The organism is Enterococcus sp. DIV1067f (assembly GCF_050543505.1).
Lineage (GTDB): Bacteria > Bacillota > Bacilli > Lactobacillales > Enterococcaceae > Enterococcus_D > Enterococcus_D entomosocium.
Map to the genome: position 1 here is coordinate 2188722 of NZ_CP172940.1, position 24190 is coordinate 2212911.

The window sequence follows — 24190 nt, forward strand, 5'->3', positions numbered from 1 at the left end:
TTCATTCTATTCTCATCTATCATAAGTATAATCCATCATGGTTATCATACGGTTCACAGATTTAGCGTAAAAAAACGCCAAAAAGGAGAATCCCTTATGTATCGAGAATTCATTTCTCCCGCAGAAGAAAAGAAATTAGAGATTTTCAAAGTTGTCTGCAATTCCAACGGAGTGACATTGGTCCAACTGTCAGAAGTTTTGAATATCCCGCAAAAAAGCCTGCAAAAATATATCTATTTTTTAAATGAAGATTTGCAGCTGCTCTCACCTCACCTGCTTCTATCAAAAAATCATTACAATCAGTATTTTCTTGATCGAACAGAGGATGATGAACCTTTCTATGCACAATTGATGTATCATTACTTGCTCAACTCCACACAATACAACCTGATTCATTACTTGATTGGGCGCCCGCAAATGACCTTGACTCAATTATGTTTGGATTTGCATGTCAGCCAATCGCATATGTATCGGTTGATCAAGAAAATCAACCAACTATTGGAAAAATTTCAAATCCGAATTCGAACAGACCTGAATAATCGCATCGTTCTTGCTGGAAAAGAGCTTGATATCCGTATTTTCACCTACAGTTTCTTGACCCAAAGTGCGCCTGCTGATTTGTGGCTTTTGCCGAGTGTTTCCCATAAAAATGTCGAAGAATTTACGGCATTCTTTGCTGTTTCTCACTTTGATCCGTTGACGAAAAATAAACTCGCTGCATTTTGGCAAGCAGTGGTCAGCCGAACGATCCAGAAAAAATATTTACCGCCGATTCCTGAAAAATACATGGGATTGATGAATTTCTATTGTTTTTTACCAGAAGAAATTCTCGAATCACTTTTTTTGAGTGCCGATTATGCCTCAGAAAAGATGCTTCAGTCAGAGTATCTTTACTTGAATTTCTTTTTGCATGTCTTTTTGCCAGGGGTTGTTCCCCAAGAAAAGAATCAAACGATCATCCAAGAGATCAAACATTCTGATACTGATCTTGTGCGCTTTTTCACTGCAATGATCAAAGATTGGCACGATACCTTTGCTCCAAGTCAGGAAGCCGCCGAATTCGAAAAATTATTAAGCAGCTGTATGCTGGTCTTCAATCTATCGATCATTATCGGCATCGATCTTCTGGAAGTGTGGCAGCTAGAACACCAACTGTTGACTGAAAATGCTCCTTCCAAAGACAGAACCTATGAAGCAATCTGCACACTTTTACTGACCCATGTTGAAAAGTATCTATTTGCTGACTTGGATAAAGAGTATTTTGAACAGACACAGTTGCCTTATCTGGCTCATCTCTTGTATTTGGAAACACAGATGAATACGCCCCCGACCGTGTCGATCTATATTCAAACGACGATTCAATACCGCACAAAGCAAATGATTGAGACGAGGATTCGTTCGATTTATTCTAAAGCTTCTGTGACTTTCGTCAAACAAATGGAAGCCGCAGATTTATTGATCACGGATAATTATGAAGAAGTGATGTTTTCCGAAAAATTAGTCTTACTGTCTAACCTGCAAGCCGAGCAAGAGTGGGCAGCCGTTTTTGCAAAGATCAATCAACTGATGATGACCAAGATGTTTGCCGAACAAGGAAAATAAGTTGCCGATTCCATTTTCATCCGCAAAAAAAGCCCGAGCCTCTTTGCTCGAGCTTTTTTTCTACTATTTTAGTCCTAGGAATTTTAAGCGAAGAAGCTACCGCCAGTTACACTGTAAACTTGACCAGTTACATAACTTGCTTCATCAGAGGCTAAGAAAACATAGACTGGTGCTAATTCGACTGGTTGTCCAGCACGTTTCATCAGTTCTTTTTGACCAAATTCTGGGATCGCAGATTGTGGCTGTCCACCCGAAATTTGAAGTGGTGTCCAGATTGGACCCGGAGCCACCGTATTGACCCGAATGCCTTTTTCACTTAATTGAGCAGCTAGCCCTTTACTAAAGGAAGTAATAGCACCTTTCGTGGCTGCATAGTCTAAAAGATGGGCACTAGGCTCCGCACTTTGGATCGAAGTGGTCGTGATGATGCTCCCACCAGCTGGCAGATAATCCAACGCTTCTTGGACTGTCCAATACATCGAGATGATATTCGTTGTAAAGGTATCTTGAATTTGTTGTGTAGTCAACTCTTTGATGTCCTTCACCGCTTGTTGCATCCCAGCATTTAGAACCAACGTATCTAACCCGCCTAATTCTTTGGCTGCTTCATGAACCAATTGACGAGCGAAAGTTTCATCTTTCAAGTCTCCTGGGATCAAAACTGCTTTGCGTCCGGCTTTTTCAATGACTGCCTTGACTTCTTGCGCGTCTTCTTCTTCAAAAGGAAGATAGTTGATTGCAACATCGGCGCCTTCTTTGGCAAAAGCAATCGCTGCTGCTCGACCAATACCAGAATCACCACCGGTCACTAATGCTTTGCGTCCAGCTAATTTGCCTGAACCTGCGTAGCTTTCTTCCCCGCAATCAGGTACTGGCTGCATCTTTCCTTGAATTGCCGGTGCTTCTTGCACCTGTTTTTCAAATTTGCCATCATAATACTTCGTTAACGGATTGTTGATTTTTTCTGACATGCTCGTTTCCTCCTTGATTATTTCTACTTCTATTTGTCATAGTTTGTTATGACCTTACTTAAAAGTGTAAAGGAAGATGGAGGGAATGAAAAACGAAACGCTCACCAGAAAAAAAGCATCTGTAAGAAAACAGATGCCTAGTAAAACGAAAAAGCTGCGTGAATCAGTAGTGAAAACGCCCACAGGTATCTCACTATTCTTCTGGAAAATCGTAGTGAAATTTCTGGGTGCAGTGTTTGATTTTGCTACTTTTCTAGCAGTTCGAGGAGGGCCCGATGAAAGGCCTCAATCTCCTCCGCGGTCTGTAGAAAAACATCGGGATGACTGTGATGGCTGTCGATCATCCAGTGTTTCGTGTCTGTAACTTTAAGAAAATCTGCTACTACGGCGTCGGTTTGATGCGGTTGTGCAGCTTGAGCGGTCTTCAAGAGATAGAAATCTTCAATCCCCCGCTGTAGTTGTTTATACCTTAGGGACAACAATAAATGTCCGTGATTGCCAGGATAGACGAAACAAAGATCACCGATCGGTAGTGAGCTCGTATTGTACCGAATATCGGACCGAGCATGTTCTGGCCAGCAATTGTAGGCCCAACGCAGAAAGCCGTCTGTTTTGAACTGATACGATAAGATTCCTTGCATTCGCGTCTCTAACAGGGGACTATGCAAAAAGGTATTTGGTTTGTCCGGATAATTGCAGACATAGTACTGCATCTTGCCCGGATGGCTTTGTGCTAGTGTTTCGTAATGGTTGCAAGTACAGTAATAGGAAGTCACAGGATGATCGATCACTGGCAGCAGCTCAAATAACACGTCTTCTTTATCAAAAGCAGCTTTGATCTGGATCGACGGATCAATTTCTTTTAAAACAGCTAACGAGGCTCGGAAACTGTCGATTTGATGTTTCTTCGGTTCGTCAGAAACGATGCGAACCTTCTCCCACAGATTCTTTCCTTTAAAATAATCAAATACTTGGCGTAGATACTCCTGCAACTCAGCTTTTTGATTAATAAAGCCAAAGGCGCCTTTCCCTTCATCATAAAAGCGAATCACCAATTTTTCTGGATGGTCCAAGTTGACTAACGGAAAAAATGGCGGTTCCCAGACCCCTAATAAACCAAACACGTCAATTTCTTCTTTGATACCCGCAGCAAAAAAACAATCAAGGTAACGTGTCAGCACAGAAAAATCGCAGGAAAGTTCTCCGTCTGGCGTCTTTTTGACCTTTACCATCGAATACTCATATAAATTGGCGGGATAATCTTTGACGATGTAATTGAACCAGCCCTTCCAAGGAATCTCTCCGGCGATCACTGTGATCGCTTTTTGTCCGATCACAGCGAGACTCTCAGCCATTTCCTTGATCAAGTCAAAGTGGGCATCGCTCCATAACGGAACGTCAAAGGTGCGAGCCAAATTGCTGGGCTGCTGCCACATATTTAAGTGGAACGTTTCTAAATATTCTTTTGGAAAAGTAAAAGTGCCCACTTCAATCGTTAGGTTCTTTTCTAACAAGCACTCCTCTTGGCTAGTCAAGTGTGCCCGATAGACCTTGATTTTCACGGGATAAACTTTCGGTTTGATTGTCTCATCGATCTGCCACTCCAAATAAAGAGGCGCAAAGCGATCGCCAGGATAGGTTTTGGCAGTTCGTTCAAGTAATTTATCGGCGTACGCCAATTCCTGCTGACCGACATAATAGTCGACGAATTGCGCTTTGACCGGCAATTCGCTAAAAATCTCAACGCGTATCATGGGAATCTCGATTTCATCGGGGATCGAAAACTCGTCGCCAATAATATAATGATTGCGGTTGCCATCGTGCAGCAGCAACTGACAAGCAGCAGTACTGTTACGAACAGCTGATAACTGTTCAATCGCTTGTGGCTCTTGGGTGATCAATTCTGTTGAAGCCTTATAGCTTTCATGGACCAGGATTGCTTTCATTTTTACTCTTCCTTTCTAGGATCAATCAGCTGCAAAACAAGCGCTTGATAAGAAACATTCTCAAAAGCTTCTGGCATGATCGTTAGTAGTTGCTGCAAGCTGATGTTTTTTACGATTTTTAAGCGGCTTTTGTCTGCCAATGATGGAAAAGCCTGCAACAGCAAGCGTTTGTTTTCACCTGACTCGAGTAATGCCCGAATTGGCCACTGCCCTAAATCAGGAAACAAAGCTGGCTGGGCAACTTTATCTGCCCAGTTCAACTCTAGCCATTCGACGCATTCATCAAACCAACGGGCAAAACGTGGATCAACCATTTCTTTACGATTACCGAAGCGTTCGGTCGCCAAAGAAAGACCGTGACGTCCTTTTTGGAAAATATGACTTTCAAAGGGAACCTCGTGATCTTCTAGGGCCTGCAGATACGCCAATGAATTTTCGATAGGAACGACATTGTCTTCAAAGGTTGAAAACAAAAAGGTGGGCGGCGTATCTTTTGTGACACATTCCTCTAATGAAGGGGCATCGATCTTCATCACAGTAGCAAATGAAGACAATATCGCTGGGTAGCCTAAAATACATAAGCTCGGTTTCATTGAGGAGAGTGTTGATAACGCCGCTGCCAAATGGCCGCCGGCAGAAAAGCCGATCACAGCGATTTTTTCGGCATCGATTCCCCATTCACTTGCAAGTTCTTGGATTTTGACAATCGCTTTTTCGGCATCTGCTAAGGAATGGCTGAAACTGCGATGTGTCCCTACATGATAGCGTAAGACCCCGGCGTGAAAACCTTGGGCAGCAAAATTTAAAGCAATCGGCTCAGCTTCCCGCTCACTACAAAAGGAGTAGCCGCCACCGGGAATCACCAAGACAAACGGACGATCGCCCACCCGTTCATACTCGGCTTTTTCCTCATGCAGGTACACTGTCAAACCGGCTTGCGCTTCTGGATCAAATAGATATTCCTGAAAAAACATCGCTTACTCTCCTAACCCGTTTTTATCGATGACGTTTTGATACCAATAAAAACTATCTTTCTTGTATCGCGCCAAGTCCAACAGCTGCTCGTCCGTACGATTGACATAGATAAACCCGTAGCGTTTAGCGATGCCTTCATGAGTACTGACTAGGTCAATCGCACTCCATGGACAATAGCCGATCACATCGACGCCGTCTTCGATCGCCAATGCCATCTGTTTTATGTGCTGCTGCAAGTAGTCGATGCGATAATCATCGTGGATTTTACCATCAGTTGTCAAAACATCCTTGGCACCGATTCCGTTTTCCGTGATCAAAAGAGGCAGACGATAACGGGAATAGATTTCGTTCAACGTAAAGCGAAAGCCTTCTGGATCAATAGGCCAACCGAATTCAGTCATGGGCAAATGGGTGTTTTCTACTACTTGGAAAAAGCCAGGAATCCCGAAACCAGACTGTTGATCGAGTTTTGTCTCTTTTTGAAAATAGCTGCTGACGGTCATCGTATTATAATAATTCAATGCGATGTAATCACATGTTCCAGCTGCCAAAATCTTTCGATCTGCTTCAGTGACTGTCGGTGCTGCACCAATCGTCTCTAACAAATGCCATGCGTTATGGTTGTATGTGCCGAAAACAGCCGCATCTAGGAATAACCAATTTCTCAGCGCACTCATAGAAAGAGCTGCCAGCTGATCGGCTGGTTTTTCAGAAGCTGGATAGACACTGGCGATATTCGGTGCTGGGCCAATCTTGCCGCTAAAATTACCGGCATGAAACTGTTGGGTCACCAATGCTTGGGCCACTAGCATATGGTGATTTTCTTGAAATTTTTCTTTCATGGATTTTTGACTCGTACCAATGACCGAACCAGCAAGTGCCATCACATTTTGCTCGTTGATGGTTTGCCATAGCGGTACTTGATGACCAAAGTTTTCGAACAGTACTTGGCAGTAATCAGCAAATGCTTGGATCGTCTCTCGGTTTTCCCACCCACCTTGCTTCGCGATCGCAACGGGCAGGTCAAAATGGAAAACGGTGACGATCGGTTGAATCTCGTTTTCTAGTAGCAGATCGATCAGTTTTTGATAAAACGCCAATCCTGCTGGGTTGACCTGACCATCGGGAATGACTCGACTCCATGATATGGAAAAACGATAGGCTTTTAACCCTAATTCTTTAAACAATTTCACATCTTCTTCATATCGGTGATAGTGATCTGATGCTACTTTAAAATTAGTGGTCCCTTGCGGAATCTCTTTGATATCTTGCACTGAGGGACCTTTGCCGTCTTCTGCCCATGCGCCCTCTACTTGATAAGCACTAGTGGATGCTCCCCACAAAAATGCTTCCGGAAATTTACTCATCCCACGGTTCCTCCTTGGCTGCGCCGATCAAATTGGCGTCCGCTTGAAAATAAGCGGCTTGGATCGCAACTGGCTGCAGCGTTTTCTCAATGATTGGTGCGGTTTTAAAAATAGTTTGATAGCTGCTAGCTATGGCTTCGATCAAGCGTGGCTGACGGCTGATCCCGCCACCGATAACGATTTTCTCCAGAGCTAAAAGACACTGAAGATCGAAACACAAGACAGCGACTTCTTTGGTATAAGTTAAAAATAAAGCCTCTGCCTCAGGATCAGCAGTTTTCGTAAGGGTATCAAAGACCAAAGGACCATCAGGCGCGATAGCCATACTAGCAGCCAAACGCTCAATTAATCCGACAGCCGAAAGACCGATCCCCACAAAAGAGTCCGCGCCTCTCATTTGTCGGTCACGAATCATAAAACTGACTTCACCAGCTTGTCCATGATGCCCACGATAGAGTTTTCCATTGAGACAAAGACCAACTCCCACGCCGGTTCCTAAAATGATCGCCGCACCATTTTGGATCCCTTGCAGATTGCCGGCTTTCATTTCCCCTAGCGCGGCGGCTTTTGCGTCGTTTTCGACAGTAACCTCTGTCACCATGCCATCGCTTAACTGGCAGATCAATTCTGGCAAATTTACCCCATCAAGGTATGGCAAGGCACCACCAAAGAAGACCGTCCCTGTTTCATTAACTGAACCAGGGACTGCGATAGCCACTTTCGTGAAAGAAACTTGACGGGCATAGCTTTGGAGGATCGTTTTGATAGTTTCACTAAATGCCGCCAGCGTTGCCGGGGTGGGAAAACTTCGTCCGTCGGTGACTTCATTGTTTTCAACCCATCCCGTTTTGATGTGCGTCCCACCGATATCAATTCCTAAATAAACCAAATGTGCCACTTCCTTTGTTTACGCTTGAATTTCTTCCACGACTTTTTCTGTCATTTTTGCTGCTTCACTTGCTTGCTTTTTTTCAGCAGCCATTTCTAATTCGTACTCTTTTTTATCCGCAATTTTTAGAAACGGATACCACATAACAATACCGATCAGCATACAGATGATCATTAAGATCGTGTAGTTAAGCCCTCCTGAAAAGGGCATTTTGATAAAAGTCGGTGTGGTCCATGGCAATAGACTCATGGTTGGATTCAAGCTGATTGGGAGGATCGTTGTTGCCAATCCCCAGGTCACAAAGCCAGCGATCAATTGTGTAAAGACTTGCGGAATAAAGAACAACGGATTCAAAATAATCGGCATCCCGAACATGATTGGCTCTGTGATGTTAAAGATCGACGGGATAAACGACAATTTTCCTAATTGTTTCATTTTTGCCGATTTGCTGCGAATCATAAAGAAGGTCACAAAGCCCATGAAGCCAGCAGCATACATGCCCATATAAATCACTGAAGGAATCAGATAAGGCAGCGCTTGTCCTTGTTGGTAAGCGGCAATATTTGAAACGACCATGGTCATACTAATCGCCCCGAGCGGTCCTTGTAAAACTGCATTATGAATTCCGAAAAACCATAAAACAGCTAATAATTCCATAATGATGATGATCGATAGCGGGCTAGCAACTAAGGAGTTCAACGGCGCATTGATCACATCGATAAAGAATTGGAAAATCGAGCCGGATGAAGTAAACCCAAACAAGACGCGTATGACAAAGACGACGACAAAAATAATCGTGACCACAAACACTGGTGCTAAGGATTGGGTTACCATTGGGGGAACACTATCCGGTAGCTTGATCATAATATTTTTTCTTGATAAGAAAGCATAGAAACGTGTCACCAATAAAGCGGTCAGCATGCCGATAAACAGTCCTTGTCCGCCTAAGAAATCAAGCTTCAAAGCTCCAATCGTTTGTTCCACTGCTTGACCATCTTGCATGACAGTCGTTGCAACGGTTTGAGGCATCAACATAATGAAACTAGCTAAAGAAATAATCGCTGAATTGCGTTCATTGCTTCCTAATTGTTTTGCGTAAGAATACGCCAAACTGTATACAACATACAAGGCAAAAACGCCAGTTGCTCCGTTGGTGATCGCTTCAACATGCTGGAAGATGCCAATTTTCGTCAAATAGTCCGTCCAACCAGGAATCGGAAAATTTCCAATGATCGTGATAAACGCAATTCCTAAAGTGATGGGACTTGTTCGAATAAACCCCTCCATCAAAGCGGCCAATTCTTTGTTTTGTTGTAATTTTTGTGACATTGGTAATAGTTTGCTACTTAAAAATGCTTCTAATTTTTCCATTCTTTCTCACTCCTTTAGTTTAGATCGTTACACTAAGCATCGTTTCTTTTTGATCGATCCGCATTAGGAATCGATAAGTACCTTTGGTTATGTGTTTCTTCCCTTGATTGTCATAGAAAACAAGTTCTGACAACGGCAGTGACAATCTGCGCTCTTTTTCTTCTTGGGGCGCGAATGAGATGAGGTCACTCGCAATTAATTGGCGACTTGGACGAACCATTGCCGCTGGACGCTGCATGAGATAAAGTTGGATGACGGTTTCTGCAGCTATTGCCGATTGGTTTTTCACTCGATAAGCCAAATGGATTGTCTCGCTAGATACTTCACTACCAAGCCATTCACCAGTAAACGAACTGTAACTAAGACCTGTTCCGAATGCGAATAAGGGTTCATTTGATTCATCTCGGTATTTTGACAAAAAGCGATCAGAATGCTCACTATCTGTCAAAGGTCTGCCCGTTGGCAGTTGGGCACTGTATAGTGGGATCTGTCCTTCACTCCGAGGAAAGGTCATCGCCAGTTTTGCTGTCGGAGAAGCCTGCCCACTCAGCAGATTGCCGATTCCGATCCCGCCCATCGTTCCCGGATACCAAACCAGCAACAGACTATCAAATAATGCTTCCACTTGCGTTAAGACTAACGGTCTGCCAGTGTAAAGCACGCCAATCAAAGGCTTGCCAGTCTTTTTCAACGCTTGGATCAAACGAATTTGTTTCAATGGCAGCTGCAAATGAGCTTTTGATGCCCCTTCGCCGCTCTCCAAAAACTGCTCTCCAAAAGTCAAGACGATAACTTCGGCGGCTTCGGCGGCTTCCATGGCTTCCAAAAGCAACTGATCTTCTGGTTCGATCGGTCCATTCAGCTGTTCGATCCCGGCTTTTAAAGGACCAAATTGCTCATACGAGTCGAATAGATTGTATCCACGAGCAAAGATCAAGTTTTCGGGTGCGAAATGCTGCAGCAAACCGGTTTTTAAAGGAATCGTGTCTTGTGGCTTGCCGCTGACTGACGCCCAAAAACCTAAGGTCAACCGGCTTTCTCCATAAGGACCGATCACAGCGACGGTTTGGTCCTTTTTCAAAGGTAAGCTGCCCTCATTTTTTAACAGCACACAGCTTTTTTCTACTAGCTTAACGGCTAGCTCTTTGGCTTCATCCGACAAAACTTCTCCCGTCTGTTGCGTTTTCAACCCTCGATAAGGGTCTTCAAACAGTCCTAGTTGATTTTTTAATACCAGAATACGCCAAACTGCTTCGTCTAATAAAGCCGCGAGTTCAGGTTGCTTGATCAGTTCTGGTAAGTAAGTTGCATAGACCGATGTCATCATATCAAAATCAACGCCCGCTTCCAAACCTTTCTGAGCGGCCTCCCGTTCATCTTTGACAAAACCGTGGGGGACCAATTCTTTGATGGCGGCATGATCGGAGACCAGTACCCCATCAAAACCGAAACGTTCGCGCAAAATCTCTCGGTTCAACCAGCGGCTACCCGTTGCAGGTTCACCATTCAATAGGTTGAAGGCTGTCATCACTAGCAGTGCTTGGGCTTCGATCGCCGCTTGATAGGGTTGCAAATATTCATTGAATAAGCGCTGATTGGACATATCGACCGTATTGTATTCTCTGCCCGCTTCGGGTGCACCATAACCAGCAAAATGTTTGATGCAAGCAGCAACGTGATTTTCTGCCACTCCTTGATCAAGATTGCCTTGGTAGCCGGTCACGACGCTTTTAGCAAAACGTTTTGCCGTATACACATCCTCTCCTGGCGACTCCATCACTCTGCCCCAGCGAGGATCGCGAACAAGATCCAGCATGGGTGAAAAGATCACATGAAGGCCATTTTGGTAACATTCTTTGGCGGTCATCTCAGCGGCTTGCTCGATCAAATTAAAATCGTAGGAACCTGCTTGGGCAAGGGGAATCGGAAAAATGGTCCGAAACCCGTAGATGACGTCCGACATAAACAGCATAGGAATCTTGAGTCGGCTGTGTGCTAACGTTTCCCTCTGTAACTGAATCAATTTTTGGTAATCGTTCACATTATAAATCGAACCAATCTCGTGAATCTTCAAATTTGGTGGAAGCCCTAAATCTTGCATCGGGCCAGTAGTCATCACCTCATTTTCAATGACTAAACTGCCATTCAATTGAATCGTCTGAGCGATTTTTTCTTCTGGCGTCAATTGCTGAAACAATTCTTTCAATTTTTTACTATCCATGTTTACTCCTTCCTGTAACCGTTTTATTTATCTGAATTATAGAAAGAATCCTTCCTTAGATATACTAAAAAACTAGTGTTTATAATAAATTGTTTATTGAATGCTAAAAAATTTACGTTATACTAAAAGAAAAAACAATGTTTGGACTTTGAGGTGTCTCATGAACAAAACAACACTTACGACCGCCATGGATCTGCTTTATCGCAAATATTTGATCCCGATGATTCTCTTGGATCAAGAAGGGACTCCGCTGTATCCCCCACTCACCTTAACAGCCAAGAATCCTCTGAAACACTATTTGGAAGAAACGAACGGCCCAGTTGCAAATCTCTATCATTTCGGCAAATATATGCTTGGTTGTTTTGCGTTTCAGTTAGCTGGAAAAACCTGTTATATGGTCATCGGACCCTGTGGAGTGATTGGTACACCAGATACGTCTTACCTATTTCTTGAACATGAATACCACTACAATGTGCACTATTCCAAAGAAGACAAATACTCCTTTGAAGAATACATCCAGCTGCTTTATACGCTGTTTGCGGAGCAGCCGTTGGCAAAAGACCAAATCCATTGGCATTACCAAACTGAATCCCACGACCGATCCATGCAAACAGATCTTAGCTTGGAAACCAATCTTTATGAACGCCGTGTGCATGAAGCTACCTTTGATTCCTATCATTTTGAATTGCGCTATCTTGACTACATCAAACGAAACGAGCCGGAAAAAGTAGTCTGGGTATTTAACAAAATGAAAGAGACCTACAGTGTTTCCCTTTCCCCTCATGAACTGGAAGGCTTAAAACTAAAGTTTTCGGCCTTTGTCGCTGTCGTGACCCGCATGAGCATTGATGAAGGAGTACCAGTCAACCAAGCATTCGGCTTATCTGATTCATTGATCCAAGGTCTGGTTTATATTCATTCTGCCGAGGAGTGCCTCCGCTATATCAAAGAAGCCACCTACCGCTTTATGGAGCTTCTGCATAGCTATCCGCTGGCGCAAAAATCACTGTTGGTCAAGACGATTGTTAATTATGTCGACAGCCATCTCTATGAAAAAGTGACCATTGATGACCTCGCAGCCATCACTCAAAAACATAAGACCCATCTATGTAATCAGTTCAAAAAAGAAATGAACAAAACGATCCACAGTTACATTCAGGAACGAAAAATCAGTGAAGCCAAACATTTATTGTTGTTCACAGACTATTCCTACGAAAAAATCAGCACCCAATTAGCCTTTGCCAATCAAAGCCATTTTATCCGCAATTTCAAAGCAGTTACGGGGCAAACACCAAAAGAATTTAAAGAACAGCATTACGCCCATGCTTTAAGTTGAAAACACAATTTCCGAAAAAATGCTCAGAAACAATGGTTATTATTTTTAATAACAAACGTTGTAAGCTATCCTTTTACTCAAATCAATTTGAATGAGGAGAGATAAAATGATCCAACTTGCTCGCTTGATCTTTTGGGTACCAGTCATCTTTTTTTCGTTAGGATTGATCATCGTAACGAAACGATTGCCGCGTTTCACATGGGTTTCCTTATCCATCACGGTTTCTTTAGTGATCTTTGTTTGTAAGATTTTAGAGTATTCCTATACGATGACTGACATGCAGCTAACTTTCTATTTTATGGGTTTCTTGATTTCGGCTAGTCTTCTTTGTTTTATTTTCTACTTGAGGATCAGAAAACGGTGAATGACAGTGGCGGGTTTTCCACGTAAATTAGTCAGGTCCCCAGTAACTAGGGACCAATAGCTTCATCAAATACACGGGTTTCTTCCTATCTTTTTAAAGAACTCCCCTCCCCTGAAAAGGGGCTTTTTTATTGCTAGTTCTGATTCTAACCTCAAGCTTACTGTGTTACTCTAGAAAGATTCGAATCAAAATACAAGGATGTGCCACTCGTTTTTCTCCCCCCTTCCTGCACACAATCGTTATTCCATGAGCTCCTTGCCTTTTTAACGAACTAAATATATAATGAATTTGCAAAATAATAACACGAAAGAACAAATCATCAATCCTCATAAAAGGAGCTTGCCCTATGAACTGGCTGACGTTTGTCGTCCAACCACTGACCCTGTTGTTTTTTCTTACAGTATTCTCTCTTGTCTATTTGATGCCCGAAGCCGTTGTGCCTAAGCCCAAAATGAAAAAATGGGCGTTGACTGTTTCATTGATCTTTCTAGCATGGCAGCTGCTAACCCCCTTTCTCTTCTTTTTTTACCGAGCACAACAAAAAAGCGGCTCTCTTTTTTGAGAGCCGCTTTGGTTTATTTTTTAATCCTGTAACAAACTACCGCCATTGGTAGCAATGACTTCTTTGTACCAGTAAAAACTATCTTTACGGGAACGGTCAAAGCTACCGTTTCCTTCATCATCCGCGTCTACATAGACAAAGCCGTAGCGTTTCGACATTTCTGACGTTGAAGCCGAAACTAAGTCGGTACAACCCCAAGGCGTATAGCCCATCAATTCCACACCATCTTCGATCGCTTCATACATTTGTTCGATATGCGCCTTCAAATAATCGATTCGATAGCTGTCATGGATCGAACCATCCTCTTCCACCGTATCCAAGGCACCTAAGCCGTTTTCAACGATAAACAATGGTACTTGGTAGCGGTCGTACAAGTTATTCAAAGTCACACGCAAGCCGATTGGATCGATTTGCCACCCCCAGTCAGAGGCTTCCAAGTATGGGTTTGATTCGCCTAAAGAAAAGTTGCCGGCCGTTGCTTCGCCGCCTTCTTCAGGATTGTGGCGGGCAATAGAACTCATGTAGTAAGAAAAGGACATGAAGTCGACAGGGTATTGCGCAAGAATGTCTAAATCGCCATCTTCGAAGGTCACTTCGATGCCGTTTTCTTTAAAGAAGCGCTTCGTATACGCTGGATACTTCCCACGAACTTGGACATCAGAGAAGAAGAGATTCTCGTGGTCACGCTTGATTTCTTCCATCACATCTGCTGGATTTGGTGTAGCTGGGTAGGCTTGCATCCGTGCCAACATCATCCCTACTTTGATATCAGGATTGATTTCGTGGGCAAATTTTGTTGCTAAACTAGAAGCCACAAATTGATGATGCACAGCTTGATACATGTCAGAAAGGTTTTGCGTGCCATCTTCGGATAACAAGGCACCGCCAACATAGCCAGAGATCCCCATGATATTGATTTCATTGAAGGTCAACCAATATTTGACTTTGTCTTTGTAGCGGGTCAACACAGTTTCTGCGTATTTGACGAACAAATCGATCACTTGGCGATTTTTCCAGCCGCCATAGTTTAACGCGATCCCGATAGGTGTTTCGTAGTGAGAGAGGGTCACTAAGGGTTCGATCCCGTATTTTGCACACTCATCAAACACGTTGTCATAAAATTGCAAGCCTTCTTCATTTGGCTGAACATCGTCACCATTTGGAAAAATTCTTGACCAAGCGATGGACAGACGGAACGTTTTAAAGCCCATCTCTGCGTACAAGGCGATATCTTCTTTGTAACGATGGTAGAAATCTGATCCCCAACGTTTTGGATACAAGCCCTCTTTGTCATTTAAGGCAAACAAGACTTTTTCCCGAGTCATTGGTGCAGCAAATTCTGCCATGTTTTTACGGTCTTCTGGTTTGACAGCGATCGCCGTATCGGATGTCGCTGGGCCACGTCCGCCTTCGTTCCATGCTCCTTCAAATTGGTTGGCTGCAGTGGCGCCGCCCCATAAAAAGCCTTTTGGAAATTGTTTTTCTGTCATGATTAGCCTACTTTCTTTTTCTTTATTGATCGACACAGCGGATCAGTAAGAAAGCATTCTTACTGATCCTACGACGTGCCGATAAACGCATTTATTTTACGACTTCGATCAAATTGTCGTTCGCTGTTACTTCTTTTGACTGTGTCGTTTGGATGTCACTGTAGTCGTTAGAGTTTGTGACGATGACTGGTGTCAGTAAGGAATAGCCTTCCGCACGAATCGCTTCAGTATCAAAAGAGATCAATTTTTGACCGGCTTTGACTTTGTCTCCTTGGTTGATGTAGGCAGTAAAGTGATTGCCTTCAAGTTCCACCGTATTCATGCCGATGTGGATCAATAATTCTGTCCCATCCTCAGTGACTAAGCCGATGGCATGTTTTGTTGGAAACAAGATTTTGACTTCTGCATCTGCTGGAGCAGTGATTTCACCGATCGCTGGTTCAACGGCGATCCCTTTTCCCATAGCACCTGAAGAAAAGACTTTGTCTTCCACATCTGCTAAAGCAACCACTTGACCGGTTACTGGGCTTTTGACTGTTTCATCTTTGACGCTGGCAGAAACGGTTTTTACTTCTGGTGCTGGTGCTGCTGGTGTTGCTTGACCGTCGACTGGTGAATCAACAGTTGTATACAAAGTTGGTACTTTCAATAACATCATGATGATAAATGACGCTACGATTGCAATAACTGTACCGATGGCTAAGTGGATCACGCTATGGAAGCTGCCTGTTGCTGGATCGATATATGCAGGGTACAAGAAGATACCCATACCGCCCATTGCGTAACCAGTAACGTTAAAGATTGACAAGTAGATACCAACGAAACCTGAAACTAAACAAGAAACGATAAATGGTGTTTTCATTGGCAAAGTATAACCGTAGATCGCAGGTTCAGTCACACCGAAGATCGATGAGATCAATGCTGGCATTGCGCCTTGTTTGACTTTTGGTTCTTTCGTTTTCAACCAAATCGCTGCTAGCACACCCGTTTGCGTGAAACATGGTAGCACTGCGGCGGTCAAAATAATCGAAGAGCCGTTTTGCGCCATATCCATGATCGCCAATGGCACAAGACCCCAGTGAAGACCAAACATTACCAATACTTGCCATAATGCCCCTAAAGCAAATCCATAAATGATTGGGCTGAAATCATAAACCGCTTGGAAAGCAATACCGATCCAGCTAGATGCTGTATTTGCGACTGGACCTACCACAAAGAAGGTCAACGGCACAGTGATCAAAATCGTTACAAAAGGAACCACAAACATTTTGACTACATCAGGTGTAACTTTGCGCATAAACTGTTCAATTTTCGAAGCGACAAAAATCGCTAAAATAATCGGCAATACGCTATTAAAGTAGCCACCTGCTGGTAAGGTCAAGGTTAGACCAAAGACTTTGCTCGCTTCAGCAACGCTTTCTGCTAAACCAGGATAGACCATCGCACCTGCAATCGCTAATGCTGTATAGGTATTCATCTTGAATTTCTTTGCAGCAGTTACGGCTAAGATCATAGGTAAGTATTGGAACAAACCATCGCCTAGGGTATTCATTACTACATAGATTCCATTGGTCGCTTCCATCCCAGTTGCTGCAAGTAGCGCCGTGATCCCTTTTAAAATACCGGCTGCCGCTAATGGACCTAAGAACGGTTGAAACAAGCTTGAGATGACATCGATAAAGCGGTCAAACAAACTGCCTTTCTTTTCGTCGCCTTCGTCGATATCAAGACTGCCGCCATCGGCTAATCCGCCGACTTTCAGCACTTCATCGTAAACATCTGGCACATGATTACCGATAACCACTTGGTATTGTCCGCCTGCTTTGACAACGGTCACGACACCGTCACGTTTTTGCAAATAATCTGTGTCTGCTTTGCTTTCGTCTTTTAAGTGGAAACGTAAGCGAGTCACACAGTGTTTTACAGAAGAGACATTTTCTTTGCCGCCAACGTGGGCCAAAATGTCTTGTGCTAATTCAGTATATTTTGCCATTTTGATTTCTCCTTTTTAATAGATCATTTAATAAAAATAAAAAGACCGGCCATTTCTACAATAAACAAGCAGGAGTATCACCCATAAAAAACGAGACGGGTCTCCTCAACGAGTATTGTAAGAAAGTGCAGGTCTTGCCAGCCGAACTGTAACGAATCCATTTCCATTCTTAGGTTAATTTTGAGTGAGCGGCTAAGTTACCGATATGCAGAATCAAATACATCAATTCCATATCGTTGACATGCCAGCCCTTTTGTTCAAATAAGTATTCTTTGATCGAATCTGCGGTTTCTTTTTCTTTCGGATAGCTGCTGAAAGCCAAGGCAATCATCGGATTAGCCAATACTGGCTCTTCTTTTTCTTGACTTTGTCGAATTAAATAATAGCGAATGTGGGTCACAAACCGTTGGAAGTAGGAAGAATTCTCATCGTACTCGATGTTCATGCTATACTTAACGATCCGTAAAATATTGTTGGTCAACTCGGTGTGCTCATAGGCACTTTGATTGGCGCTTTTTTCAATTTGCGCATTGACGAAATGCAAAGTGATAAACGCAGCTTCTTCTTGCGAAAAATCGGGATACAGCTCTTTGCGGATCAACTCGACCGCTTGGACACTGACCGCATATTCCTTGGCATAGATTTTCTTGATTTCCCAATGCATGGGATTGGTCAAAACAATTTCTTGCTTTTGACGACTGATGGCAAACAAGATATGATCCATCAGTGTGAAATAAACGTTTGGATTGAAATCGGTTCCAACACTTTCCCGAAAAAGACGCACGATTTCATAAATGACGGCCATTTGTTTCTCGTCAGCCTTCGTCATGACTTTCGACATATGTTCCACTGTCAAGTCATCTTCTGGGTAGTATTTTTTTTCGATTCGCTCAGCCGGAATCAGGTCACCCGGTTTCGTTTGAAAGCCGATCCCTTTTCCCATTAGGATCACTTCAACTTCATCTTCTTTTGAAAGTACAACATTGTTGTTGATCCTCTTGATAATCTTCACGAACGATCCTCCTTGATCAGCATAGCGCATACACAACTTTGCATCGTTTGACGTCTATGCAGAAGGTCTTGTATTTTTTTCTTTCTCTGACTTGCCATTAAGTGACGAGGTGAATGTCTGCTCCAGGCAGTACTGCAGGATATCGTCAAACCTAGCTGGCACTTCATTGCGTTTTACTTCTCCCCTCCTTTGATGATCAATGACTGGACCTTACCTTGGAACCGGTTCTTTTTTAGCGAATAGAAATAATGGAGCAAAAAAAGAAGACCAAAGCAAAAAAGTGTACAACCCAAGAAACTTTGGGTAATCAATGCACTTTTTTCCTCTGGTCTTGCCTGCCGAACAGTAACGAATCCAGTAATGAGAACACTCTCGTGTTCCGTTGAGATAATAGTACTCATTCTGAGAAAAAATGTCAACACTTTTTTTGCAAACGTTTTTCTTTTTTTGATTTTGACTTTTTTTCACTATCTTTCTCACTGAATTTCTTGTCTAGCTTTGGTCTTTTAGTTCACTTGAAATACATGGTTTACTGTGTAGCACAATAAGACCACAAAAAAACCGTAATCTTCGTGCATTACGGTCATAGCTGGAAGTATGATGCTTGAAAGACGATCAATCACAAAGAATCAGAAAATTGGGGAAGGTCTGGTGCATGACAGACATTCAATGGGACTGACCACCTTGCGCGATTCATGCGTTTCATGACTTCCACAAACGAAAAGGTCTCTTTGAGTGGGGGAATCAACCAAATAACCTTTCGATTCTTCAAGATCTTCTCTTTCCTGCTTAGAATGTTCGCAGTTCGCCGCGAAAAAAGCAGGACGTAAACTAAATTTCATTTATCAATCTGTCACTGATCCTTCAATGACAAGTATCTAAATGAAAGCCTGTACTAGTTTTTAAATGGGTTGATTTCCCAAGGACCAAATGGTTCAAATTCCATGAAAAACGACCTCCTTTATTATTTGCTATACCCTATTATATTTGATAACATGTTATTAAAATCACATTGTTCAGAAATGCGTCACAATTAAGGAGGTCCCCCATGAAACAGCAAGGCTCTTTAATCAAGAAACTGCGCACAGATCGCAAAATCTCGCAAGCCAAGCTTGCCGAAGGTATTTCCTCTCGCACCACCCTTTCTTCTTTCGAAAATCGCAAAACAAATCTCTCTTCACAAACCTTGTTTGACTACTTAGACAAAATGAATATCACGGTTCATGAGTTCAGTCTGTTGATCGACAGCGAAGCCACTGGTCAGAAACGTCAGCTGGTGCAAGATTTCTATACCCGATATTATGATCGAACACTGACTATCGACTACTTGACTAGCCTTGAGGAACGCTACTTTGAGACACAAAATTTTTTTTATTATTCTTTGTATGTCCAAGGCCTGCTGCTGCTCAACCGTGAATCATTTCTGATGAATCGAGGAGCTTACACCCAAGAAGTTGAACTGGTAAAGCAATACTTGTTTGATATCGAAACCTGGGGGCGCTTTGAGTTGAACTTATTCTCAAATTTGTTATTTATTTTCGACCAAGAAACCATCAGTTACTATTTAGATCATGGGATCAAAAAAATTCTTCGCTATGCCAATGATCCCTTTTATGCAAATTTGTTAAGTGTTGTGATCTTAAATGGCTGCGCCTTTGCCAGTGAAAGTAAGGATTCCTATCTGCTTAACAAGTTTCTGCTTTTGTCTCATCCCTTGCCTAATACACCTCTGTATTTTTATTTGAAAATCCATCAAGTCTTGTATCAAGAAATTTACTCCTATTTGCAATCTTCTCAATTAAACAAAGAAGTGTTAAGAAACAGCTTAATCGTTATCGAACAAGCCGGTTACCAGAACCATAAAAATGACCTGCAAAACTTGATTCATACCGTGACGAATATCTCCATTTAACATTTTTCCCTTTGAATCATCCTATATCCTTACAAACATGATTTATCTTTTTCGTAAACGCCTGTCTGCTTATTGAAGGACAGGCGTTTTTCAGTCAAATGCTAGCCTAACTTGTACACAAAAAACCAGTTAGGTGCGTAGACCTAACTGGTTTTCGGGCTAAAATCTTAAAACGTATCTGGTTTATCTTGACCCAGATTTGATTTTGCACAACTCATCCCTCCGGTTAACTATAGAAGTAAACTGAGCTGGCTTTTCAGAAAACGACAAAAGCGTTGTTCTTTTTTGATTTCAGTGATTCAACAAATCGATTAGCGAGATTCTGAAGTCACTCCAACTCGTGCCCATGGATTATGATCTGGATCATATGCCCACGTAAAGTTTGCGACACGATCAGAGACCGGCAAAACTTGGTTACGGTACAATGTCGGAATAGCAAACGCTTCTTCAAATGCATATTCTTGCCATGCATCAAATGCTTCTTTACGTTTTTCTTCATCGAAGGAATCATTTGAATCGATGGCTGCTAACAATTCTGTATTGCGTTCAGACTCGTAACGAGTGTAGTTAAAGGCTGAATTTGGTCCCCATAAGCTAGTTGGTGATGGATCTGATCCAGTAGACCAAGCAGCTTGGAAAACATCGATATCTGGATCATCATTTTTCAACTTGTCATAGAATGCTTGGAAGTCGATCAAACGTCCTGTAGAGTATTGGACATCCAAACCGATTTCTTGCCATTGTTGGACATAGTAATCTGCCAGTGGTTGTGCCACTTCTCCACCTGACATTGAAGCAAAATTGATGGTTAATTTATTGCCATCTGGATCTTCCCGGAAGCCATCACCATCAACATCGATAAAGCCAGCATCATCTAGGAGTTGATTTGCTTTATCCATATCTAAGTGGTAACCTTCCACATCAGTGCTGTGCAAACTACCATAAACCGGTGGGATCAATGTTGTACCATTTGAACGCAAGCCATGGTAGAAACGCTCACCAATCGCATCATTATCGATAGCATAGCCCATTGCTTGACGCAATGCTTTGTTGGCCATTTTTGCGTTTGGATCAAAATCAACACTATTTGTTTCGTCATTCCATGTTCCTAAATTAAAACCAAGATAGGTGTAAGATTGTTCTGGTCGTCCTAACATTTGGTAGCCATCCATATCTTGATACGTATCGAACGTATCTGTTGGCATTTTCAATACTAAATCATATTGTTTTGCATTTAGTGCTTCATTGATCGATGCAGATGGAACATTACGCATCACAATTTTTTCTAATGTTGGTGTTCCCCCATAATAATGTTCATTCGGAACATACTCTACGGTTTCCCCAGGTACGATATTCGTCATCTTGTAAGGACCAAAACCAATTGGGTTTGTCCGTACAGGATCACTGGATGGCATATCTGCTACTTCAATACCTTCAAAGGTATGTTTTGGTAATGCCGCGTTCCAAATTGCTCCACCGGATTGCTGCATTCCAGGATGCATTTCCTTAAATTCGATCTCAACTACTTTATCGCTAACTGCTGTGATCCCAGAAATCGTATCTGCTTCACCGCTATGGTATTCTTCCATTCCAACAATATTAGTAAAGTCATTATTGTAGCGAACGCCATCATAGTCTTGATGACCAATGACTTCATAAGAAAAAATGACATCTTCGGCTGTAACATCTACCCCGTCCGACCATTTTAGTTCATCACGTAATGTGATCGTCGCTTTATTGTTTTCGACATCCAAGTCTAAGTCTGCAGGTCCACCATCAATAATCTTAAAATCCTCATCTTGTAAGAATAGATATTCATGACTTGGTAACATAAAGTCACGGTCATAGGCATCCTGATAGAACTCCCACTGGAATAATCCTTGGAACTGAGTGTCCATTACTACAGCAACGTCTAAAACTCCACCTTCAATCACTTCATCATCATTGACTACCGCTAGCGGTAATGTGCTGATATCTGATGCTGCAGCGTCTGATGACGACTCTCCTGTATCTGTCGAACCTGTTCCACCTCCGTTACTTTGTCCGCAAGCCCCTAAAACAAGCGCTGCCAATAAAGTAATCATGCCAAACTTCGTTTTCTTCATACTCTTCCTCCTTATTAAATCCCCTCATTTGTGATTCACTGATAAAAAAACCAAGCAAACAGTTTTTTTTATCTTAAAATGGCTTTTTTATTAGAAAATCTGAACGAGATTAACTAAATTATAACAATTTTCTCAAAACTCTTTCCGTCAATAATTTCATCAATCTATGAAATTATTGAAAATAAGACGAAAATCATTGATAAATCGCTATTGCTTTTTTTCAAATATTCTTAAGTTTTTCTTTTATGACGTTCCTTTTCTCTCATATTTTTCGAAAAACGCCTTGTGGAAACTGTCAAAAAAACCTTCTTAGACGAGAAAAGATGTGATACTATGAAAAAAAAGGAGCGTTCAGTGAAACTATGTCAGACAAACGAATTTTCTTACAAACGAAATCGAAACCTTTTGCACCGATCTCACAGCTCTTAACTCAGCGGTTGCTTCTGGCTTACAGCTGTGTGTTGATTCTACTCGGCTTGTTCACCTCGCCGCCTCAGGCATTGTGGCAAGGATCGTTGGCTATTTTGAATGCCCCTAGCAATTTGATTTCTGATTATTTTGCAATCGGCAATCTCGGAAGCGCCTTTTTGAATAGCGGCTTATTGACTTTGATTAGTATCCTGCTTGCTAAAAAGCAAGGAACCATTATTAGTGGTCCGATGATCGCCGCTTTCTTTACCATATCCGGCTTTTCTTTTTTTGGAAAAAACATCTTTAACTCAATCCCCATTCCCTTGGGTGTCTATCTATACTCTTACATACAGCAACGGCCCTCAACCCAGTACTCACTTGTCGCTTTATTTGGTAGTGCTGCCTCACCCGTCATTAGTTACTTAGCATTTGGCTTAGGCTTACCTTTGCCCCTAGGAATCGCGTTAGGTTATGGAATCGGCATTTTGATTGGCTTAACACTCCCCCCACTGGCAGCACAATTTTTACAATTCCATCAAGGATTTTCTTTGTACAATATTGGCTTTGCTACCGGTATTATCACTATGTTTTTCACTAGCTTTTTACGATTATTCGACATGGAAGTCTATTCGAACAAGCAATTGACGACTGACTATCACTATTATCTGACGGCTTTCTTGCTCATCCTTTGTTTTTTCTTGTTTTTTATTGGTTATTTTTTAAATAAACGATCGGTAAAAGGTTTAACGGATCTTTTTAAAACTTCTGGGAAACTGATGACCGATTATGTCACAATTTTTTCACTAGGAATCACCATGATGAACATGGCAATGATGGGGCTCTTGATGTTAGTCTTTATTTTCCTGCTGCAAGGCGAGCTTTCCGGTCCACTTTTAGGGGCTGTATTGACCGTGATTGGTTTCAGTGCCTTTGGAAACCATTGGAAAAATAGTTTGCCCGTGATGATTGGGGTGGTCTTAGCCACCAAAGTCGGTTTGACTTCTGATGTATCCACCTTCAGCTTATTACTCACAGCGATCTTTGGAACAAGTTTAGCTCCGATCAGTGGGTATTATGGTCCTGTAGCTGGTATCTTAGCAGGCATCGTCCATGCAGCACTGGTCACAAATATCACTTATTTACATGGAGGATTGAACTTATACAATAACGGTTTTTCCAGTGGATTTGTCGCGGCGGCAATGGTACCATTGTTAGATGAATACCAACAAATCAGAAGGCGGCGAAAAAAATGATTGAAAAAGAACGGGCACGACGAATCGTCGATGAAGTAGTCACCTACTTTTTGTCCCATGACTGTCAAAAGATAACGAGCGAGATGGCCTTTGAAGCAGAAGGTTTCAAAGCAGTCGTGCAGGGCCCTTTCCCTGAACAGCCCTCTGATCTAGAACATTTTATCAACATGCTCAATACACCAAGAGACAGTACCTTGGAAAACTATTACGTTGAACTGTTGGGCGGTCATCAAACGATCCATGAAGAAAAAGATTACTATTTATTGGGATTAATGATCGATGAAGCCGCCATTATGTATGATGAGGGACAACTAGTCGTTGAACTGTTTCGCAAAAAATATGACTGAAGAGTAACAAGCAAACGACGTTTCTGATTTGTGGATCACACAATTCAGAAACGTTTTTTTGTT

Annotated in this window: 18 protein-coding genes; 7 read left to right on the forward strand and 11 right to left on the reverse strand. The window is 42.3% G+C overall.

From position 1 onward, the window contains the following. The first annotated feature begins 96 nt into the window (after window positions 1-96). Window positions 97-1602, forward strand: coding sequence for a helix-turn-helix domain-containing protein (locus IGJ42_RS10205; protein WP_430615325.1), 1506 nt, complete (start codon window positions 97-99; stop codon window positions 1600-1602). 83 nt (window positions 1603-1685) lie between these two features. Here the strand turns inward: IGJ42_RS10205 and IGJ42_RS10210 are convergent, their stop codons facing one another. From IGJ42_RS10210 to IGJ42_RS10240, 7 genes are all read right to left on the reverse strand, one after another. Continuing rightward, window positions 1686-2573 carry an SDR family oxidoreductase gene (locus IGJ42_RS10210; RefSeq protein ID WP_005235175.1) on the reverse strand — a complete coding sequence of 296 codons (888 nt, stop codon included), beginning with the start codon at window positions 2571-2573 and terminating at the stop codon, window positions 1686-1688. Between the two features lie 245 nt (window positions 2574-2818). Further along, a complete protein-coding gene (locus IGJ42_RS10215) occupies window positions 2819-4519 on the reverse strand; it encodes a DUF4091 domain-containing protein (protein ID WP_430615327.1) in 1701 nt (566 codons plus the stop codon). A 2-nt stretch (window positions 4520-4521) separates the two neighbouring features. Continuing rightward, on the reverse strand, window positions 4522-5493 hold the full coding sequence (locus IGJ42_RS10220; protein WP_430615329.1) for an alpha/beta hydrolase: 972 nt from the start codon (window positions 5491-5493) through the stop codon (window positions 4522-4524). Window positions 5494-5496: 3 nt separating this feature from the next. Then, window positions 5497-6861: a glycoside hydrolase family 1 protein gene (locus IGJ42_RS10225; RefSeq protein ID WP_430615331.1), complete on the reverse strand. Its 1365-nt coding sequence runs from the start codon at window positions 6859-6861 to the stop codon at window positions 5497-5499. After that, window positions 6854-7759, reverse strand: a complete 906-nt coding sequence (locus tag IGJ42_RS10230) for an ROK family protein (protein WP_061054304.1) — start codon at window positions 7757-7759, stop codon at window positions 6854-6856. The genes IGJ42_RS10225 and IGJ42_RS10230 overlap by 8 nt, the downstream gene beginning before the upstream one ends. Before the next feature lie 9 nt (window positions 7760-7768). Beyond that, window positions 7769-9121 carry a PTS sugar transporter subunit IIC gene (locus IGJ42_RS10235; RefSeq protein WP_061054305.1) on the reverse strand — a complete coding sequence of 451 codons (1353 nt, stop codon included), beginning with the start codon at window positions 9119-9121 and terminating at the stop codon, window positions 7769-7771. A 19-nt stretch (window positions 9122-9140) separates the two neighbouring features. Further along, window positions 9141-11342 carry a glycoside hydrolase family 3 N-terminal domain-containing protein gene (locus tag IGJ42_RS10240; RefSeq protein WP_144330550.1) on the reverse strand — a complete coding sequence of 734 codons (2202 nt, stop codon included), beginning with the start codon at window positions 11340-11342 and terminating at the stop codon, window positions 9141-9143. A 100-nt stretch (window positions 11343-11442) separates the two neighbouring features. Between IGJ42_RS10240 and IGJ42_RS10245 the strand changes: the two genes are divergently transcribed. The 3 genes from IGJ42_RS10245 to IGJ42_RS10255 all read left to right on the forward strand — a co-directional run bounded on the left by IGJ42_RS10245 (window position 11443) and on the right by IGJ42_RS10255 (window position 13604). Then, on the forward strand, window positions 11443-12678 hold the full coding sequence (locus tag IGJ42_RS10245) for a helix-turn-helix domain-containing protein (RefSeq protein WP_016613441.1): 1236 nt from the start codon (window positions 11443-11445) through the stop codon (window positions 12676-12678). A 106-nt stretch (window positions 12679-12784) separates the two neighbouring features. Next, a complete protein-coding gene (locus IGJ42_RS10250) occupies window positions 12785-13042 on the forward strand; it encodes a hypothetical protein (protein ID WP_061054307.1) in 258 nt (85 codons plus the stop codon). Between the two features lie 346 nt (window positions 13043-13388). Continuing rightward, complete coding sequence (locus tag IGJ42_RS10255) at window positions 13389-13604, forward strand: hypothetical protein (protein WP_061054308.1); 216 nt, start codon at window positions 13389-13391, stop codon at window positions 13602-13604. A 20-nt stretch (window positions 13605-13624) separates the two neighbouring features. On the opposite strand, the gene IGJ42_RS10260 is transcribed toward IGJ42_RS10255, so the two are convergent. From IGJ42_RS10260 to IGJ42_RS10270, 3 genes are all read right to left on the reverse strand, one after another. Then, the gene (locus IGJ42_RS10260; RefSeq protein ID WP_008378658.1) at window positions 13625-15094 is read right to left on the reverse strand and encodes a glycoside hydrolase family 1 protein; all 1470 of its coding nucleotides are present in this window, start codon (window positions 15092-15094) and stop codon (window positions 13625-13627) included. A gap of 91 nt (window positions 15095-15185) precedes the next feature. After that, window positions 15186-17087, reverse strand: coding sequence for a beta-glucoside-specific PTS transporter subunit IIABC (locus tag IGJ42_RS10265; protein WP_016613444.1), 1902 nt, complete (start codon window positions 17085-17087; stop codon window positions 15186-15188). 169 nt (window positions 17088-17256) lie between these two features. Then, window positions 17257-18099 carry a PRD domain-containing protein gene (locus IGJ42_RS10270; RefSeq protein ID WP_008378663.1) on the reverse strand — a complete coding sequence of 281 codons (843 nt, stop codon included), beginning with the start codon at window positions 18097-18099 and terminating at the stop codon, window positions 17257-17259. 1048 nt (window positions 18100-19147) lie between these two features. On the opposite strand from IGJ42_RS10270, the gene IGJ42_RS10275 reads away from it, so the two are divergent. Then, entirely contained in the window at window positions 19148-20011 is an 864-nt protein-coding gene (locus IGJ42_RS10275; protein ID WP_008378664.1) for a helix-turn-helix domain-containing protein, read from the forward strand. 311 nt (window positions 20012-20322) lie between these two features. Here the strand turns inward: IGJ42_RS10275 and IGJ42_RS10280 are convergent, their stop codons facing one another. Further along, complete coding sequence (locus IGJ42_RS10280) at window positions 20323-22116, reverse strand: oligopeptide ABC transporter substrate-binding protein (protein WP_008378667.1); 1794 nt, start codon at window positions 22114-22116, stop codon at window positions 20323-20325. Window positions 22117-22478: 362 nt separating this feature from the next. On the opposite strand from IGJ42_RS10280, the gene IGJ42_RS10285 reads away from it, so the two are divergent. Further along, entirely contained in the window at window positions 22479-23780 is a 1302-nt protein-coding gene (locus IGJ42_RS10285; protein WP_218192944.1) for a DUF1576 domain-containing protein, read from the forward strand. Next, window positions 23777-24127 carry a hypothetical protein gene (locus IGJ42_RS10290; RefSeq protein ID WP_008378669.1) on the forward strand — a complete coding sequence of 117 codons (351 nt, stop codon included), beginning with the start codon at window positions 23777-23779 and terminating at the stop codon, window positions 24125-24127. The genes IGJ42_RS10285 and IGJ42_RS10290 overlap by 4 nt, the downstream gene beginning before the upstream one ends. The last annotated feature ends 63 nt before the right edge of the window (window positions 24128-24190 follow it).